This is a genomic window from Leisingera sp. CC-HEC096, assembly GCF_059429235.1.
The window spans coordinates 3567165-3579617 of sequence record NZ_JCAIJS010000001.1; the positions used below are offsets into that span (position 1 = coordinate 3567165).

The 12453-nt window shown below is 64.5% G+C and carries 13 protein-coding genes; 10 read left to right on the forward strand and 3 right to left on the reverse strand.

The window, feature by feature from the left end:
- Nucleotides 1–110 precede the first annotated feature (110 nt).
- Nucleotides 111–1196: a histidine kinase dimerization/phosphoacceptor domain -containing protein gene (locus tag AC5STI_RS17240; RefSeq protein WP_495447521.1), complete on the forward strand. Its 1086-nt coding sequence runs from the start codon at nt 111–113 to the stop codon at nt 1194–1196.
- Nucleotides 1197–1208: 12 nt separating this feature from the next.
- On the opposite strand, the gene AC5STI_RS17245 is transcribed toward AC5STI_RS17240, so the two are convergent.
- The gene (locus AC5STI_RS17245; RefSeq protein ID WP_495447522.1) at nt 1209–2258 is read right to left on the reverse strand and encodes a PAS domain-containing sensor histidine kinase; all 1050 of its coding nucleotides are present in this window, start codon (nt 2256–2258) and stop codon (nt 1209–1211) included.
- A 211-nt stretch (nt 2259–2469) separates the two neighbouring features.
- Here AC5STI_RS17245 and AC5STI_RS17250 point away from each other — a divergent pair, with 211 nt between their 5' ends.
- Nucleotides 2470–3234, forward strand: a complete 765-nt coding sequence (locus AC5STI_RS17250) for a MauE/DoxX family redox-associated membrane protein (protein WP_495447523.1) — start codon at nt 2470–2472, stop codon at nt 3232–3234.
- 6 nt (nt 3235–3240) lie between these two features.
- On the opposite strand, the gene AC5STI_RS17255 is transcribed toward AC5STI_RS17250, so the two are convergent.
- The gene (locus AC5STI_RS17255; protein ID WP_495447524.1) at nt 3241–3876 is read right to left on the reverse strand and encodes a DUF1326 domain-containing protein; all 636 of its coding nucleotides are present in this window, start codon (nt 3874–3876) and stop codon (nt 3241–3243) included.
- 183 nt (nt 3877–4059) lie between these two features.
- Between AC5STI_RS17255 and pheS the strand changes: the two genes are divergently transcribed.
- From pheS to pheT, 4 genes are all read left to right on the forward strand, one after another.
- Complete coding sequence (pheS, locus tag AC5STI_RS17260; protein WP_475049849.1) at nt 4060–5133, forward strand: phenylalanine--tRNA ligase subunit alpha; 1074 nt, start codon at nt 4060–4062, stop codon at nt 5131–5133.
- Entirely contained in the window at nt 5134–5430 is a 297-nt protein-coding gene (locus AC5STI_RS17265; protein WP_495447525.1) for a hypothetical protein, read from the forward strand.
- 134 nt (nt 5431–5564) lie between these two features.
- A complete protein-coding gene (locus AC5STI_RS17270; RefSeq protein WP_495447526.1) occupies nt 5565–6380 on the forward strand; it encodes a CE1 family esterase in 816 nt (271 codons plus the stop codon).
- An 88-nt stretch (nt 6381–6468) separates the two neighbouring features.
- On the forward strand, nt 6469–8865 hold the full coding sequence (pheT, locus tag AC5STI_RS17275; RefSeq protein WP_495447527.1) for a phenylalanine--tRNA ligase subunit beta: 2397 nt from the start codon (nt 6469–6471) through the stop codon (nt 8863–8865).
- Nucleotides 8866–8955: 90 nt separating this feature from the next.
- Here the strand turns inward: pheT and AC5STI_RS17280 are convergent, their stop codons facing one another.
- Nucleotides 8956–9834, reverse strand: coding sequence for a LysR family transcriptional regulator (locus tag AC5STI_RS17280; RefSeq protein ID WP_495447528.1), 879 nt, complete (start codon nt 9832–9834; stop codon nt 8956–8958).
- Between the two features lie 87 nt (nt 9835–9921).
- Between AC5STI_RS17280 and AC5STI_RS17285 the strand changes: the two genes are divergently transcribed.
- Genes AC5STI_RS17285 through AC5STI_RS17300 form a run of 4 tightly spaced genes read left to right on the forward strand, consistent with a single transcriptional unit; the run spans nt 9922 to nt 12235 of the window.
- A complete protein-coding gene (locus tag AC5STI_RS17285) occupies nt 9922–10557 on the forward strand; it encodes a class I SAM-dependent methyltransferase (RefSeq protein ID WP_495447529.1) in 636 nt (211 codons plus the stop codon).
- A gap of 48 nt (nt 10558–10605) precedes the next feature.
- A complete protein-coding gene (locus AC5STI_RS17290; protein WP_475049861.1) occupies nt 10606–11268 on the forward strand; it encodes a phosphoribosyltransferase in 663 nt (220 codons plus the stop codon).
- Nucleotides 11259–11708, forward strand: coding sequence for a YtoQ family protein (locus tag AC5STI_RS17295; protein WP_495447530.1), 450 nt, complete (start codon nt 11259–11261; stop codon nt 11706–11708). The genes AC5STI_RS17290 and AC5STI_RS17295 overlap by 10 nt, the downstream gene beginning before the upstream one ends.
- Nucleotides 11705–12235: a GNAT family N-acetyltransferase gene (locus AC5STI_RS17300; RefSeq protein ID WP_495447531.1), complete on the forward strand. Its 531-nt coding sequence runs from the start codon at nt 11705–11707 to the stop codon at nt 12233–12235. Before AC5STI_RS17295 ends, AC5STI_RS17300 begins: the two co-directional genes overlap by 4 nt.
- The last annotated feature ends 218 nt before the right edge of the window (nt 12236–12453 follow it).

Below are 12453 nucleotides of genomic sequence, written 5' to 3' on the forward strand. Positions count from 1 at the left end.
CTGGAGCGGCCTTTTTTCGCGCCCGGTTGCCGCCTCCGCGGTTCGCAGGTTGCTATCGGCGCCCAGCCGGCCAATAGTCAACCGGCTGCTGACCTGGCTGGAGGCCTGAAATGAGAGCGAGCCCGCACCCGCAACAGGAAGACCGCCTTCGCGCTTTGTACTCCTTCAACGTTCTGGACACGGAACGGGAAAAGGATTTCGACGACATCGCGGATCTCGCCGCGGAACTGTGCGGCACTGCTATTTCCGTGGTGAACCTGATTGACGCAGACCGGCAGTGGTTCAAGGCCGAGACCGGGCTGGGTGTCCGCGAGACCCCGCTGGAAACCTCGCTGTGTTCGCATGTAATCCTGGAGGAGGATTTTGTCGAAATCAGGGATACCCTGAATGATCCCAGGATGTGCGACAACCCGCTGTGTCTTGCCGAACCGGGCCTGCGCTTCTATGCCGGCGCGCTGCTGAAGACCGGCAACGGGCTGCCCCTGGGCACGTTGTGTGTGCTGGACTACGAGCCGAAGGAGCTGACCAGCCTTCAGCGCCGCTCGCTGAAGGTGCTGGCACGCCAGGTTATGGCGCAGCTCGAATTGCGAAAGTCGCTGCGCGCTGAGGCCGTTCTGCGCAAGGAGGCGGACCACCGGGTCAAGAACTCGCTTGCGTCGCTGTCCGCCTTCGCGAGACTCCAGCAGCGAAAATACGATCAGCCGGAGGCCAAGTCCGCGCTGGAAGGCATCATGGCACGGGTCGATGCCATGAGCCGTGTTCATGAATTGCTGTACCAGCAGCCGGAGGGCCGCAGCATCTGCCTCAAAGGGTTTCTTGATCTGGTTTGCGGCCACACGGCGGGCCTGGCGCCGCCGGGCGTGGAGCTGCGGCTTGAAGCCTGCGCCCAGGAGGTCAGCCCCACTCAAGCGGTGGCGGTGGGCACCTTTGTGAACGAATTCATTGCCAACTCCTTCAAGCACGCCTTCCCGGGAAACCGCCCCGGCAGTGTCGCCATCAGGCTGGAGCAGGCCGGCGGGGGCAGCTTGCGGCTGGTGTGCTCGGATGATGGCGTTGGCTTGCCCGGAGACTCCGGCGAAGCGGCGCCGGGGCTGGGTGTGAAGATTGCCGATGTCGCGCGGATGGAACTGGAGGGCGAGCTGGAGCTGGTAACGGACGGCCCGGGTTTCACCGCCGTGCTGCGGTTCCCGGCCTGAGGCCGTCTGTCTTCAGCTCTGGCGCGGAATCCGCAGGGTAAACACGGTCTGCTGCTCGTCCGACCGCACCGACAGCAGGCCGCCGTGGCCCTTGGCGATTTGCTGAGCGATGAACAGCCCCAGCCCCAGCCCGTTCTGCGACTCCCGTGTTTCGGCACGGGTGAAGGGTTCGAACAGCAGCTCTATGGTATCCGGCGGGATCGGTTCGCCCGCATTGGCGATGGACAGGGTGAAGTCGCCGCCGTCATCGCGGGCGGTCACCGTCACCGGTTTGCCGGGGGTGCCGTGCGTCACAGCATTGGACAGCAGATTTGAAACCAGCTGGGCGATGCGTTCCGGATCGCAGCCGATCGGGTCCTCGAAACTGTACTCTTCGCGCAGAGCGGTGTCCGGGTTTGCCAGCCGGATCTCCTCCACCGTCTGGCTTAGAACCGGCCGCAGCTCAATTTTCCGGCTGCGGTTCATCTCGATTCCATTACCCAGGCGGGCGCGGGCAAAATCGAGAATATCGTTGATCAGCGATGACATTCGGGTGACCGACTGGCGGCCGTTCGCCAGAAGCTCCAGTGCCTTGGCGGATTGCGGCTCGTTCCCCAGAAGCCGCAGCACGGCGCCGATCGCGGTCAGCGGGTTGCGCAGATCGTGGCCCAGCACCGCAATGAACTGCTCGCGGAAGCGGGCCTCCTGCTCGCGTGTGGCGAGGTGGGCCTCGTTTTCCTTGGCCTTGGTGACGTCACGGGCGCTGCAGACGAACCGGTCCCCTTCCGGCACCGCATTCCAGGACAGCCAGCGGTAAGAGCCGTCCTTGTGCCGGTAGCGGTTCTCAAACTGCAGAACCGGATTGCCTTGCTTGACCAGTTCAAATGCCGCTTCTGTCCGGGACATATCGTCGGGATGCAGAAAGTGGAAAAACTGACGGCTTTCGATTTCCTCGGGCAGCAGGCCCAGAGTCTTGAACCAGGCCGGATTGGTGTCTGTAAAGATGCCGGAGGAGTCGATGACACCGAGCAAGTCAGGTGTGATTTTCCAGGTCAGGGTTGTGCGGTCCAAATGCGTAGGCATGGTGTCACATCCATTTTCGCAAGCTGCCGGTCAACGTGCGCATGAAAACGGCGGGCTGGCAAGCGGTTAATGCCGATTGGCAAGATCGGCTGCGCCGGTGGCGCGCGGCCGGAGCAAGGGGGCGGCGGGCCGCGCTGCCCCGCTCAGGCCGGAACTTTCAATGGCGCGGTCTCGTTAAGCTATTGATCCGGCACCGGCACAGGAGGAGGCGATGACCGCCGCAGACACCGCGCATACAAAGTCAGAAGGCAGGACCGCCAAGCTCTACCGGATGGACATGCCGGACCACATGTGCCCCTACGGGCTCAAGTCCAGGGCCCTGCTGCGCTGGAAGGGGCATGAGGTCGAGGATCACCGGCTGACCACGCGCGCGGAGGTTGACAGCTTCCGGGAGCAGGCGGGGGTTGAAACCACGCCGCAGACCTACATCGGCGGCGAGCGGATTGGCGGCTACGAGGATCTGCGCGCCCATTTCGGAATACCTGTGCGGGCGGAGGGGGAGACCACCTATGTGCCGGTAATTGCGCTGTTTGCCATGGCGCTGGGGATTGCGCTGGCGGCGCAGTGGGCCGCCTTCGGCGCGCTTGGCATGGGGCGGACGCTGATGTGGTTCGTCGCCGTTTCGATGTGCCTGCTGGCGCTGCAAAAGCTTCGCGATGTTGAAAGTTTCTCCAGCATGTTCCTGAACTATGACCTGCTGGCCCGCCGGTTTGTTCCTTATGGCTATGTCTATCCTTTTGCCGAAGGACTGGCGGGCCTATTCATGCTGGCGGGCGTTCTGATCTGGCTGGCCGCGCCGCTGGCACTGGTGATCGGCACCGTGGGTGCAGTGTCGGTATTCAAGGCGGTCTATATCGACAAGCGGGAGCTGAAATGCGCTTGCATGGGCGGCAGCAGCGAGGTGCCGCTGGGCTTTGTGTCGCTCACCGAGAACCTGATGATGGCGGGCATGGGCGCCTGGATGCTGCTGGGCTAAGGCCGCTCAGGCCGCAATCCCGTGCGGGCCGTGCCGGATGATGGCCCATTGGCCATAACTGTCGTCCAAGTCCAGCTTGATCGCCGCATTGGATTTGGTGGAGGCGCTGCCGATCTCGGCCAGGGTGAACTCGATGCCGCCGGGGATATCTATGCGGACCCGGTGCGCGCCGCCGCCATGCGGGGCCTGAATCGGGCGGCCGGTGGAGGTGACCAGCCCTTCAATATCCAGCTTGGCCGTGCGGTTTTCAATATCGGCCTCGTAGTCGATCCGCTTAACCAGCGTCTCGTGCACAGTGTCGCACATGGCGCGGAACACCCACCAGTGTGTGGCTTCCTCATCCGTCTCGCCGCCCAAGAGCACGGTTTCCAGCGCCGCGCGCTGGGCGTCAGAGGCGCGGTCGTCGATGATCGCCTGCAGCGCGCCCTTGCCTTCGAAGATCGGGCCGGGCCAGGCATAGAGCATCGCGCAGCGGGTGCCGGTCAGGTCGGTTTCGCCGAAATGCCCTTGGTCGATATGGAGCACCTCGAAGCCGGTGCAGTTGCCGTGCGTGGGCAGATCCTCAAACTGGCAGGGGCAGCCGTAGTTGCAGTTGCAGTTCCCGAAGCTGCGGCCTTCGATATACCAATCCACATGTGCCATGGTTCTGTCCTCCCGACCCGCTGAAATGATCTGCGCGAAGAGTACCACAAAACGGGCGTGATTTCAGGCCCGGGCACCGGCGCAACGCGTAGCGGTGACACACCCTCACGGCTTCCACCGCCGCCCTCTTGCTTTCGGCGGCCCTTGTGGTAGCAGGGCACAAGCAGAATTCGAGGGGCCGTGATGGACGATCTTAAAGCCAAATACCTGGGTCAGATTGCTGAGGCCGCCGACGAGGCCGCACTGGAGGCGATCCGCCTTGCCGCCGTCGGCAAAAAGGGCGAAGTGGCGCTGAAAATGCGCGAGCTGGGCAAAATGACCCCGGAAGAGCGCCAGGTGGCCGGCCCGGCGCTGAACGCGCTGAAGGATGAGATCAACTCGGCCCTGGCAGCCAAGAAGGCGGGTCTGGAAGATGCCGCACTGGATGAGCGCCTGCGCACCGAGTGGCTGGACGTGACCCTGCCGTCGCGTCCCCAGCGCCAGGGCAGCCTGCATCCGATCAGCCAGGTGCAGGAAGAGATCACCGCGATCTTTGCCGAACTCGGCTTCTCGGTCGCTGAGGGTCCGCGGATCGACACCGACTGGTACAACTTCGATGCGCTGAATATCCCCGGCCACCACCCGGCACGCGCTGAAATGGACACGTTCTATATGCACCGCGCCGAGGGCGACAACCGCCCGCCGCATGTGCTGCGCACCCATACCTCGCCGGTGCAGATCCGCTCGATGGAGAAGATGGGCGCCCCCTTGCGCATCATCTGCCCGGGCGGCGTCTACCGCGCCGACTATGACCAGACCCACACGCCGATGTTCCACCAGGTCGAAGGCCTAGCGCTGGACAAGGACATCTCGATGGCGAACCTCAAGTGGGTGCTGGAGGAATTCGTGAAGTCCTTCTTCGAGGTGGATGACGTCGAGCTGCGCTTCCGCGCCTCGCACTTCCCCTTCACCGAGCCGTCTGCCGAAGTGGACATCCGCTGCTCCTGGGAGGGTGGTGCGCTGAAGATCGGCGAGGGCGACGACTGGATGGAAATCCTCGGCTCCGGCATGGTGCACCCCAAGGTGATTGCCGCAGGCGGCATCGACCCGGAGATCTATCAGGGCTTTGCCTTCGGCATCGGCATCGACCGCCTGGCGATGCTGAAATACGGCATTCCGGACCTGCGCGCCTTCTTCGACAGCGACCTGCGCTGGCTGCGCCACTACGGCTTCCAGAGCCTGGACATGCCGGCGCTGCATGGCGGTTTGAGCCGGTAAGTGTATCTTATTGGCGTATACCTGTCGCGCTATGTGAACTGGTGTAATGCGATTTCTGAAACCACGCCCCGCTGGAAAATTAATCTGGCGGGGCTGCTGTTTTTTACGGTGGCCGTTTCATTGATTTCTCTCGCGCCTGCAGAGATTTCTTTGCCGGTTGTATTCTTGGGGGGTGCCCCGGCCAGTCTGTTCTTTAACTTGGATCGGCGTTCGAGAAGGAAACAGGCGCGCGAGATGCGGGCCGCCACAGCACAATTGCGCAAGACGCAAAGTTTGCTCAAAGGCTTCAAACGCTAGACATTTTGTTTTCCGCCCCGACGGCGGCCCTGAGGCGGGCGCTGCCCTGCAAGTTCAGTCATTGGCGCGGCTCGGCACCCGGTCCCACAATTTTGTGACGTGACAGCCGCCGCCCAGCGGCTAGGCTCGGACAGATGTTCCGAGCTGTTCTTTCCCTTTCGGCCGCTCTGATGTGGGCTTCTGCCGCTGCCGCCATGGGGCCATCGAAGCCTGCTGAATGCCACGGCGAAACGCCCTGCGAACTGGGCGACCGCTCCTATCATGTGATGGAGCCGGAGGGCTGGGACGGGGTTACGCCCCTGCCGGTGCTGCTGCATTTCCACGGCTGGTCCCGCACCGGGCGGCATGCTCAGCACAGCAACCGGGTCGGGGCCTCTGCCAAGCGCCGGGGCGTGCTGCTGGTGACGCCGAACGGACGCCGCAAGACCTGGGATTTCTGGTCGGCGGAGACGCAGGACGTGGCCTTCGCCGACGCGGTGCTGAGGGACGTCGCAAAACACTATCCCGTTGATCCAGAACGGATTTACGTCTCGGGCTATTCCTATGGCTCGGCCATGGCGTGGCGCTATGTCTGCCACAGCGGCAACGACGTGGCGGCGCTCTTGGCGGTGGCGGGCACCATTCAGCAGAGCGAGAACTGCCCCGAAGCCCCGCGCGAGGTGCGCCATGTGCATGGGCTGAAGGACCGGGTGATGGACTTCCCCTATGGCCCCGGCGGCGAGCGGACTTATCCGGTGGCGCTGTGGCGGGCGCGGCTGGGCTGCGGCGCAGCACGCGCACTGGGGCAGTGGCAGGTGGTGGAATTCCTGAAGCTTGAGCGCACGGTCTGGCCGGGCTGTGCCGGCGGACAGGTGGTGCTGGACACCCATCCCGGCGGCCATTTCATCCCGCACGGCTGGATCGGGCGGCAATTGGATGAGCTTTTGAACCTCACTCCCAGCTATCCTTGAAGGCAGGGCGCCCCGACCCTTGAACCTTGGCGCAATCTTTGCCATTGCCTGTGGCCAACACGCATGTCTGCCAAGGGGTCCCCGACCGATGAAATTCACGCTTTCCTGGCTGAAAGACCACCTCGACACCGATGCTTCGGTGGAGGAGATTACTGATGCTCTGACCGACCTGGGCCTTGAGGTCGAAGGGGTCGTCAATCCGGCGGACGCGCTGAAGGACTTCACCCTTGGCTATGTGAAACACGCCGAGAAACACCCGGATGCCGACAAGCTGCGGGTCTGCAAGGTGGACACCGATGAAGGCGAGATGCAGATCATCTGCGGCGCGCCGAACGCGCGCGAGGGCATCACCGTGGTGGTGTGCAAACCGGGCATGTATATCCCGGGCCTCGACATCACCATCGGCGTTGGCAAGATCCGCGGTGTCGAAAGCTTTGGCATGATGGCGTCGGAGCGCGAGCTGGAGCTGTCGGAAGAGCATGACGGCATCATCGAGCTGCCCTCGGGCAATGTCGGCGACAAGTTCGTGGACTGGCTGGCGGAGAACGATCCGGCCAAGGTCGACCCGGTCATCGAGATCGCGATCACCCCGAACCGCCCCGATGCGCTGGGCGTTTATGGCATCGCCCGCGATCTGGCGGCGCGCGGCCTGGGCACCCTGAAGACCCGTGCGTTTGAGGCGATCCCGGGCGACTTCGCAAGCCCGATCAAGGTCACCATCGACGAGGACACCCTCGACGGCTGCCCGCTGTTTGCCGGCCGCCTGATCAAAGGTGTGAAAAACGGCCCCAGCCCGCAGTGGCTGCAGGACCGGCTGACGGCGATCGGCCTGCGCCCGATCTCGGCGCTGGTGGATGTGACCAACTTCTTCACCTTCGACCAGAACCGCCCGCTGCATGTGTTCGATGCGGCCAAGGTGCAGGGCAACCTGCGGGTGCACCGCGCCCAGGGCGGCGAGACGCTGGTGGCGCTGGATGAGAAGGAATACACCCTTGGCGCGGGCCACATGGTGATCTCAGACGAAAAGGGTGTGGAGAGCATCGGCGGCATCATGGGCGGCGAGGAAACCGGCTGTACCGAGGAAACCGTGGATGTGTTCCTGGAGAGCGCCTTCTGGGATCACGTTCAGATCGCGATGGCGGGCCGGGCGCTCAAGATCAACTCGGACGCGCGCTACCGCTTTGAGCGCGGCGTGGATCCGGAATACACCATCGAAGGGCTGCACCGGGCAACCCAGATGATCCTGGATATCTGCGGCGGCGAGCCGTCGGAGGTGGTGATTGCGGGCGACGTACCGGATCACTCGCGCGCCTACAAGCTGGACTCCAACCGGGTGCAGTCGCTGGTGGGGATGGAAATCCCGGAAAGCGACCAGCGCCAGACCCTGACCCGCCTCGGCTTCCGCCTGGAGGGCAACATGGCGCATGTGCCCAGCTGGCGCCCGGATGTGCAGGGCGAGGCCGACCTGGTGGAAGAGGTCGCGCGGATCGCCTCGCTGACCAAATTGCAGGGCAAGCCGCTGCCGCGGCTGACCGACGGCATCCCGAAGCCGGTGATGACGCCGCAGCAGCGCCGCCAGCAGATGGCGCGCCGCACCTGCGCCAGCCTCGGCTATAATGAGGTCGTCAGCTACAGCTTCATCGACAAGGCCTCTGCCGCGCTGTTCGGCGGCGGTGACGATGCCACCATGCTCGCCAACCCGATCTCGTCCGAGATGTCGCATATGCGTCCGGACCTTCTGGCGGGCCTGCTGCAGGCCGCGGCCCGCAACCAGGCGCGCGGTTTCATGGATCTGGCGCTGTTCGAGGCAGGCCCTGCCTTCACCGGCGGCGAGCCGGGCGAGCAGGTGACCCAGATCGCGGGCCTGCTGGTGGGCCGCACCGGGCCCAAGGACGTGCATGGCGCCTCGCGCGCGGTGGACCTTTATGATGCCAAGGCGGATGCCGAGGCAGTGCTGGCCGCCATCGGCGCGCCGGCCAAGGTGCAGATCCTGCGCGGCGGTGCCAGCTGGTGGCACCCGGGCCGCCATGGCCGCATTTGCCTGGGCCCGAAGAAAACCCTCGGCGTCTTTGGCGAGCTGCATCCGAAGGTTCTGAAGCAGATGGGCATCAAGGGTGCTGCCGTGGCCTTCACCATCTTCCCGGATGAGGTGCCGCTGCCGCGCAAAAGCGGCGCCACCCGCCCGGCGCTGGCGATCAGCGACCTGCAGGCGGTGGAGCGGGACTTTGCCTTTGTGGTTAATGCGGATGTCGAGGCGCTGACCCTGGTCAATGCTGCCGCGGGTGCCGACAAGGCGCTGATCGAGGATGTGCGCGTCTTTGACGAGTTCATCGGTGGTTCCCTGGGCGAGGGCAAGAAGTCGCTGGCGATCACCGTGCGGCTGCAGCCCAGCGATAAGACGCTGAAGGAAAAGGATATCGAAGCGGTGAGCGAGAAGATCATCGCCAAGGTCACCAAGGCAACCGGCGGCACCCTGCGGGGGTGACGCGGCACCAAGGCTTTTTTGAAAAGTCTTGGCAAAAGTTTTGCGAAAACTTTTGGGCAGCGCACCCGTTGGGGCGCTGCCTTTTCCGTGTCACCTGGCGGCGAAGAACTCTGCCAGAAGGTCAAACACCAGCCGGATGCGGCGGCTGGTGTGCAGCTCGCGGTGGGTGGTGAGCCAGACCGGGAAGGTGATCGGCTCGATCCCCGGCAGCAGCCGCTCCACTCCCGGCGTGACGGCGGCCACATCGTCCATCATCGGGCAGACGCCGAAGCCCTGTTTGACCAGCTCCCAGGATGCCAGGCCGCTAGTGGATCTGATGCGGAAGTTGTCCGCTGTCAGGTGAATGCCCAGCGGCGCCATGAACGCGATGGAACGGTCCACGTCCGCAAAGCCCACGAAGTCATGATCCGCCATATCCGCTGGCGATGCGGGCCGCCCGCGGCGCGCCAGATAGCTGGGGGCGGCATAGAAATGGGCGGTGGCCTCCTGAACCAGGCGGGCGATCAGCTCGGGCTGCTCGGGGCGGACGTGGCGGATGGCGATATCGGCCTCGCGCCGCATCAGGTCGCGGATGTCATTGGCGGCCACCACGTCGATGGTCAGCCGCGGCGCCCGCTGGCGCAGCTGGTGCAATACCGGCGGCAGCACATGCGCCGACATCACATCCGAGGCGGTGATCCGCACCGTGCCCTCGATGGACTGGGCCTGGCCGGTGGCGGCCAGACGCAAACCATTTGCGGCCTCGCCCATCTTGCGGCTGTGGATCAGCAGCTCGTGCCCCGCGTCAGTCAGCGCCAAGGCGCGGCCGAGGCGTTCAAACAGCAACACGCCCAGCTCCGCCTCCAGCGCCGCCACCTGGCGCGACAGCGTCGGCTGGGTCAGGCCAAGGCGGCGGGCGGCGGCTGAAAGCGAGCCGGTTTCCGCGGTGGCCAGAAAGGCGCGGATGTGGTTCCAGTCAGGGTTTTCCATACAGATATGTATAACGACCTTGCGGATTTCAGCAATTTATCTGTGGTTCCTGCATGGATAGGCTCAAAGCAAGCAAGGAGAGCCGCCATGACAGCCGATGCCCGCTTCTGGGACAGGATTGCCCCGAAATACGCCGAGTCCCCGATCCGGGACATGGACGCCTACCGCTACACGCTGGAGCGCACCCGGTCTTACCTGCGCGACAGCGACAAGGTGCTGGAGCTGGGCTGCGGCACGGGGACCACTGCCATCGCATTGGCGCGCAATGCGGCGCAGATCACCGCTACCGACTTGTCGGAGGGGATGCTGAAAGTGGGGCAGGAGCGGGCCTGGAACGCAGCCGCTTCCAATGTCGAATTCCAGTGCTGCGGTGTGCAGGATGCGCCGGAGGGGCCGTTTGACGCGGTGATGGCCTTCAACCTGCTGCATCTGCTGCCGGATTTGGAGGCGGCGCTGGACGCGATCGCGGCCAGGCTGCCCGAGGGCGGGCTGTTCATCTCCAAGACGCCCTGCCTGGGCGAGGCGCGGGGATCCTGGAAATACTGGATGTACACCGTGGCCATCCCGCTGATGCGGCTGGCTGGCAAGGCGCCCGGCTATGTGGATTTCATGGATATCCGCACACTGGAGGCCGCGGTGCAGCGCGCAGGCTTTGACATCGTCGAAACCGGCAATTACCCGGCGGATACCCCCGGGCGCTATCTGGTGGCGCGGCGCGGCTGAGGCTTTGCCTTTCGTCCCGGCGCGCTAGGTTACCGGGTGGAGGCCCCTATGTTCGAGGACCGGATTTCTGCCGGGCTTCAGCTGGCCGGGAAACTGGCTGAACTGCCGATGACGGACCCCGTGGTGCTGGCGCTGCCGCGGGGCGGGGTTCCTGTCGCGCTGCCCATTGCGCAAAAACTGAACGCCCCGCTGGACCTGATTCTGATCCGCAAGATCGGCATGCCCTCCAACCCGGAGCTGGCCGCGGGTGCGCTGGCGGAGGGCAGCAACCCCATATTCAACGGTGCCCTGCTTCAGGCCACCGGCATGAAGCCGGAGGACTTTGCGTCCCAGGTTGCCCAGGCACGGGAGGAAAATGCCGCCCGCCGCGCCAGCTATTTGCAAGGGCGCGATCCGGTGGACGTGGAGGGGCGGACCGTCATCGTTGTCGATGACGGCATCGCCACCGGCGCGACCTTCATGGCGGCGCATTTCTGGCTCAAGGAGCGTAAGCCTGCTGAGGTGATCCTGGCGGTGCCGGTGGCGCCCCCGGAAGCGGTGGACGAACTGCGCCCGCTGGTTGATACTGTGATCTGCCTGCTGAGCCCCAGGGAATTCTGGGCGGTCGGCGCGCATTACAGGGATTTTACGCAAACCAGCGATGACGAGGTCACGGCCGCCCTGGCCGCGGCCCCGCAGGCTGGCGCAGGAAAGGACAAGACGTGGCATTGAACGTTTATCTCTCGGGCGAGATTCACACCGATTGGCGGGAACAGATCATTGACGGCGCGCAGGGGCTGGAGGTGAGTTTCAACGCGCCGGTCACCGACCACGACGCCAGCGACGATTGCGGCGTGGCCATCCTCGGGTCTGAGGAGAACAAGTACTGGCATGACCACAAGGGCGCGATGGTGAATGCGATCCGCACCCGCAAGGGGATCTCGGACGCCGATGTGGTCGTTGTGCGCTTTGGCGACAAGTATAAGCAGTGGAATGCGGCGTTCGACGCAGGCTATGCCGCAGCACTTGGCAAATCGGTGATCGTGCTGAGCCCGCCGGAGCATCAGCACGCGTTGAAAGAGGTGCATGCGGCGGCACTGGCAGTGGCAGAGGAGCCGCGCCAGGTGGTCGAGATCCTGCGCTATGTGCTTACCGGTAAGCTGCCTGGATGATGCCTCCGGTTCTGGAGACGGACCGGCTGGTCCTGCGCCCGCATCGGGTGCAGGATTTCGCCGGCGTTGCGGCGCTGTGGGCAGAGCCGGAGGTGGTGCAGTTCATCTCCGGCAAGCCCTCGACGCCTTCGGAAAGCTGGACGCGGCTGTTACGCTACATCGGTCACTGGCAGGCGCTGGGCTATGGCTATTGGGCGGTGACCCTGCGCGGCAGCGGCAAATTCATCGGCGAAGCGGGCTTTGCCGACTACCGGCGGGAGATGCAGCCGCCGCTGGATGGCATCCCCGAGGCGGGCTGGGTGCTTGCGCCCGAGGTGCATGGCCAGGGTCTGGCGACTGAGGCGGTGCACCGCATTCACCAATGGGCGGCGGAGGCGACGGACTGGGCGGAAACTGCCTGTATCTTTGATCCCGCGCATGCGGTGTCGCAGAAGGTGGCGCGCAAGCTGGGGTATGAGCCCGCAGGCGAAGCGCGGTACAAGGGTAATCCAACGCTGGTCATGAAACGGCCAGTGTCCCGGAGCTGAGCTGGGGCTCCCGCCCTTGAAGGCGCTTCCAGGGGAAGCGCATCGCAGCGTTGGGCGCGGTGCGGCGGTGGCATAGCCCGCCCCTCTGCGCCGAGATTTCGTGCCTGTCTTGCATTTTTGTGATCGTTCAACGCTTCGTTAAGCGCGGCGGCCTAGGCTGGGGTGAAGACACGAAACAGCTGACAAGGCAGCTGTCCGCTTTTGCGGGCAGTGCCGGG

What these genes read in the sequence shown, in the direction of transcription:
- AC5STI_RS17240 (WP_495447521.1), top strand. Translation starts at nt 111, where the DNA reads ATGAGAGCGAGCCCGCACCCGCAACAGGAAGACCGCCTTCGCGCTTTG.
- AC5STI_RS17245 (WP_495447522.1), bottom strand. Translation starts at nt 2,258, where the DNA reads ATGCCTACGCATTTGGACCGCACAACCCTGACCTGGAAAATCACACCT.
- AC5STI_RS17250 (WP_495447523.1), top strand. Translation starts at nt 2,470, where the DNA reads ATGACCGCCGCAGACACCGCGCATACAAAGTCAGAAGGCAGGACCGCC.
- AC5STI_RS17255 (WP_495447524.1), bottom strand. Translation starts at nt 3,876, where the DNA reads ATGGCACATGTGGATTGGTATATCGAAGGCCGCAGCTTCGGGAACTGC.
- pheS (WP_475049849.1), top strand. Translation starts at nt 4,060, where the DNA reads ATGGACGATCTTAAAGCCAAATACCTGGGTCAGATTGCTGAGGCCGCC.
- AC5STI_RS17270 (WP_495447526.1), top strand. Translation starts at nt 5,565, where the DNA reads ATGTTCCGAGCTGTTCTTTCCCTTTCGGCCGCTCTGATGTGGGCTTCT.
- pheT (WP_495447527.1), top strand. Translation starts at nt 6,469, where the DNA reads ATGAAATTCACGCTTTCCTGGCTGAAAGACCACCTCGACACCGATGCT.
- AC5STI_RS17280 (WP_495447528.1), bottom strand. Translation starts at nt 9,834, where the DNA reads ATGGAAAACCCTGACTGGAACCACATCCGCGCCTTTCTGGCCACCGCG.
- AC5STI_RS17285 (WP_495447529.1), top strand. Translation starts at nt 9,922, where the DNA reads ATGACAGCCGATGCCCGCTTCTGGGACAGGATTGCCCCGAAATACGCC.
- AC5STI_RS17290 (WP_475049861.1), top strand. Translation starts at nt 10,606, where the DNA reads ATGTTCGAGGACCGGATTTCTGCCGGGCTTCAGCTGGCCGGGAAACTG.
- AC5STI_RS17300 (WP_495447531.1), top strand. Translation starts at nt 11,705, where the DNA reads ATGATGCCTCCGGTTCTGGAGACGGACCGGCTGGTCCTGCGCCCGCAT.